Source organism: Neorhizobium descurainiae, from assembly GCF_051400715.1.
GTDB lineage: Bacteria > Pseudomonadota > Alphaproteobacteria > Rhizobiales > Rhizobiaceae > Neorhizobium.
Genome location: NZ_JBLFFK010000056.1, coordinates 1 through 3886 on the forward strand (window position 1 = coordinate 1; position 3886 = coordinate 3886).

A 3886-nucleotide genomic window follows, 5' to 3' on the forward strand; every position below is an offset into this window, starting at 1 on the left:
TCGGAAAACCCCGCCTTCGCGGCAGCGCTGGAGAAGGAAGGCGTCGCCTTCATCGGTCCGCCGGTCAAGGCGATCGAGGCGATGGGCGACAAGATCACCTCGAAGAGGATCGCGGCGGAGGCCGGCGTCAACACCGTGCCCGGCCATATGGGGCTGATCGGGGATGCCGAGGAGGCGGTGAGGATCGCCTCGTCGATCGGCTATCCGGTGATGATCAAGGCGTCGGCCGGCGGCGGCGGCAAGGGCATGCGGATCGCCTGGAACGACGCGGAGGCCCGCGAAGGCTTCCAGTCGTCGAAGAACGAGGCGAAGTCGTCCTTCGGCGACGACCGCATCTTCATCGAAAAGTTCGTCACCGAGCCGCGCCATATCGAAATCCAGGTGCTGGGCGACCGGCACGGCAACACGCTCTATCTCGGCGAGCGCGAATGCTCCATCCAGCGGCGCAACCAGAAGGTCATCGAGGAGGCGCCGTCGCCGTTCCTCGACGAGGCCACCCGGAAAGCCATGGGCGAGCAGGCGGTGGCGCTGGCGAAAGCGGTCGGCTATTTCTCCGCCGGCACGGTGGAGTTCATCGTCGACGGCGAGCGCAACTTCTATTTCCTCGAAATGAACACCCGGCTGCAGGTCGAGCACCCGGTCACCGAGCTCGTCACCGGCATCGATCTCGTCGAGCAGATGATCCGCGTGGCGGCCGGCGAGAAGCTCGCCTTCGGCCAGGACGACGTGAGGCTCACCGGCTGGGCGGTGGAAAGCCGGCTCTATGCCGAAGACCCTTACCGCAATTTCCTGCCGTCGATCGGCCGGCTGACGCGCTACCGCCCGCCCGCGGAAGGCGGGAGGGACGACGGCACGGTGGTGCGCAACGATACCGGCGTCTTCGAGGGCGGCGAGATCTCCATGTATTACGACCCGATGATTGCAAAACTCTGCACCTGGGCTCCCGATCGGCTGGGAGCGATCGAGGCCATGGGGGCGGCGCTCGACGATTTCGAGGTGGAGGGCATCGGCCACAACCTGCCGTTCCTCGCAGCCGTCATGAGCCAGGAACGGTTCCGTTCCGGCAAGCTCACCACCGCCTACATCGCGGAAGAGTTCCCGGACGGTTTTGCCGGGGTGCGCCCGGATGAGGCTGCCGCCCGCAAGCTTGCGGCCATCGCCATCCTCGTCAACCAAACGCTCCAGGAGCGGGCGGTGCGGATCTCCGGCACGATCGGCAATCACCGCCGCGTCGTGGGGAAGGAATGGGTCGTGACGCTTGCCGGCTTCGACCTGGCCGGCTTCGAACTGGCCGGCTTCGAACTGGCCGCCGGTCTCGAAACCTCTCCCGACGGCACCTCCGTCACGTTCTCGGACGGTGCGCGCATCTCGGTCGCCAGCGGCTGGCTTCCCGGCCGCAGCCATGCGGCCTTCCATCTGGATGGCGGGCCGATGGGCGTGAAGGTCGATCTCGTCGGCAGCGCGATCCGGCTGCGCTGGCGCGGCATGGACGTGACGGCGCGGGTCCGTTCCCCGCGGGTCGCCGAGCTTGCCCGGCTGATGCCGAAGAAGCTGCCGCCGGATACGTCGAAGATGCTGCTCTGCCCCATGCCCGGCGTCATCACCTCGGTCGCCGTCAAGGCGGGCGATCAGGTCGAGGCCGGCCAGACGCTCGCCACCGTCGAGGCGATGAAGATGGAGAACGTGCTGAAGGCCGAGAGACAGGGCGTGGTCAAGCGCGTCGCGGCCACTGCCGGCCAGAGTCTGGCGGTGGACGAACTGATCATGGAGTTCGCGTGATGTCCGAGAAGACCGGGAAAGCTACCAAAGCGGATTGGGAGCGGCTTGCCGAAAAGGAACTGAAGGCTTCGCCGGAAACGCTCGTCTGGCACACGCCGGAAGGCATCGAGGTGAAGCCGCTCTATACGGCCGAAGACCTGCAAGGGATCGGCCATCTCGACTCGCTGCCCGGCATGAAACCCTTCGTGCGCGGGCCGCGCGCCACCATGTATGCCGGAAGGCCCTGGACGATCCGGCAGTATGCGGGCTTTTCGACAGCCGAAGCCTCCAACGCCTTCTACCGCCGCAACCTCGCCGGCGGCCAGAAGGGCCTCTCGGTCGCTTTCGATCTCGCCACCCATCGCGGCTACGATTCGGATCATCCGCGCGTCGAGGGCGATGTCGGCAAGGCGGGCGTGGCGATCGACTCGGTCGAGGACATGAAGATCCTGTTCGACGGCATTCCGCTGAAGGACATGTCCGTCTCCATGACGATGAACGGCGCGGTCATCCCGATCCTCGCCTCCTTCATCGTCGCCGGCGAAGAGCAGGGCTGTTCGCGGGCCGAGCTTTCCGGGACCATCCAGAACGATATTTTGAAGGAGTTCATGGTCCGCAACACCTATATCTATCCGCCGGAACCCTCGATGCGGATCGTCGCGGACATCATCGAATATACCGCGAAGGAAATGCCGCGCTTCAACTCGATCTCGATCTCCGGCTACCATATGCAGGAGGCCGGCGCGACCCTGGTGCAGGAGCTCGCCTTCACGCTGGCCGACGGGCGGGAATATGTGCGCGCCGCGCTCGCCAAGGGCCTGAACGTCGACGATTTCGCCGGGCGGCTCTCCTTCTTCTTCGCGATCGGCATGAACTTCTTCATGGAGGCGGCGAAGCTCCGTGCGGCGCGCCTCCTCTGGTCGCGCATCATGGAGGAGTTCAAGCCGCAGAAGGCCTCCTCGCTGATGCTGCGCACCCATTGCCAGACGTCGGGGGTGTCGCTGCAGGAGCAGGATCCGTATAACAACGTCATCCGCACGGCCTACGAGGCGCTGTCGGCGGTGCTCGGCGGCACCCAGTCGCTGCACACCAACGCGCTCGATGAGGCGATGGCGCTGCCGACGGATTTTTCCGCCCGCATCGCCCGCAATACGCAGCTCATCCTGAGCCACGAGACGGGTATCACCAAGGTGGTCGATCCGCTCGCCGGCTCCTACTATGTCGAAAGCCTCACCAACGAGCTTGCGGAGAAGGCCTGGGCCCTGATCGAGGAGGTGGAGGCCATGGGCGGCATGACCAGGGCGGTGGCGGACGGCCTGCCGAAGCGGATGATCGAGGAGGCGGCGACGCTGCGCCAGGCGCGGGTCGATCGCGGCGAGGAGATCATCGTCGGCGTCAACAGGTACCGGCTGGAAAACGAGGACGAACTCGACATTCTCGCCATCGACAACACCGCCGTGCGCAACGGCCAGATCCGGCGGCTGGAGGAGGTGCGCCGGAAGCGTGACCCGGAGCGGGTGGCGGCGGCGCTCGCCATCCTGGAGGAGGTTGCTGAAACCGGCGAGGGAAACCTGCTGGAAGTGGCGATCGAAGCCGCCCGCGCCCGTGCAACGGTGGGCGAAATCTCCGACGCGATGCGGCAGGCCTTCGGCGGCCACTCGGCGGTGCCGGAGGTCGTCAGCGATATCTACGGCCCCGCCTATGACGACGATCCGGAATACCGGACGATCGTCTCGCGTCTTGGCAGCTACGCCCAGACGCTGGGTAGGAAACCGAGGATCATGGTCGCCAAGCTCGGCCAGGACGGGCACGACCGCGGCGCCAAGGTGATCGCCTCGGCCTTCGGCGACATCGGCTTCGACGTCATCGCCGGCCCGCTGTTCCAGACGCCGGAAGAGGCGGCCGCCCTTGCGATCCGGGAAAAGGTGCAGGTGGTCGGGATGTCCTCGCTCGCCGCCGGCCACCGGACGCTCGCCCCCCAGCTCGTCGAGGCGCTGAAGGCAAAGGGCGCCGAAAACATCATCGTCGTGGTCGGCGGCGTCATCCCGCGTCAGGATTACGACTACCTGATGAGCCACGGCGTCGCCGCCGTCTTCGGCCCCGGCACCAATGTGCTCGATGCCGCCAA

At 66.2% G+C, this 3886-nt stretch carries 2 protein-coding genes; both read left to right on the top strand.

Features of this window, described 5'->3' with window-relative positions:
* Window positions 1-1779 (top strand): ATP-binding protein (locus ACMGE0_RS33285; RefSeq protein WP_436820125.1); only part of this gene is annotated, 1779 nt, incomplete at its 5' end.
* On the top strand, window positions 1779-3886 hold a 2108-nt coding region (gene scpA / locus ACMGE0_RS33290), incomplete at its 3' end, for a methylmalonyl-CoA mutase (RefSeq protein WP_436820126.1). The genes ACMGE0_RS33285 and scpA, both read left to right, overlap by 1 nt.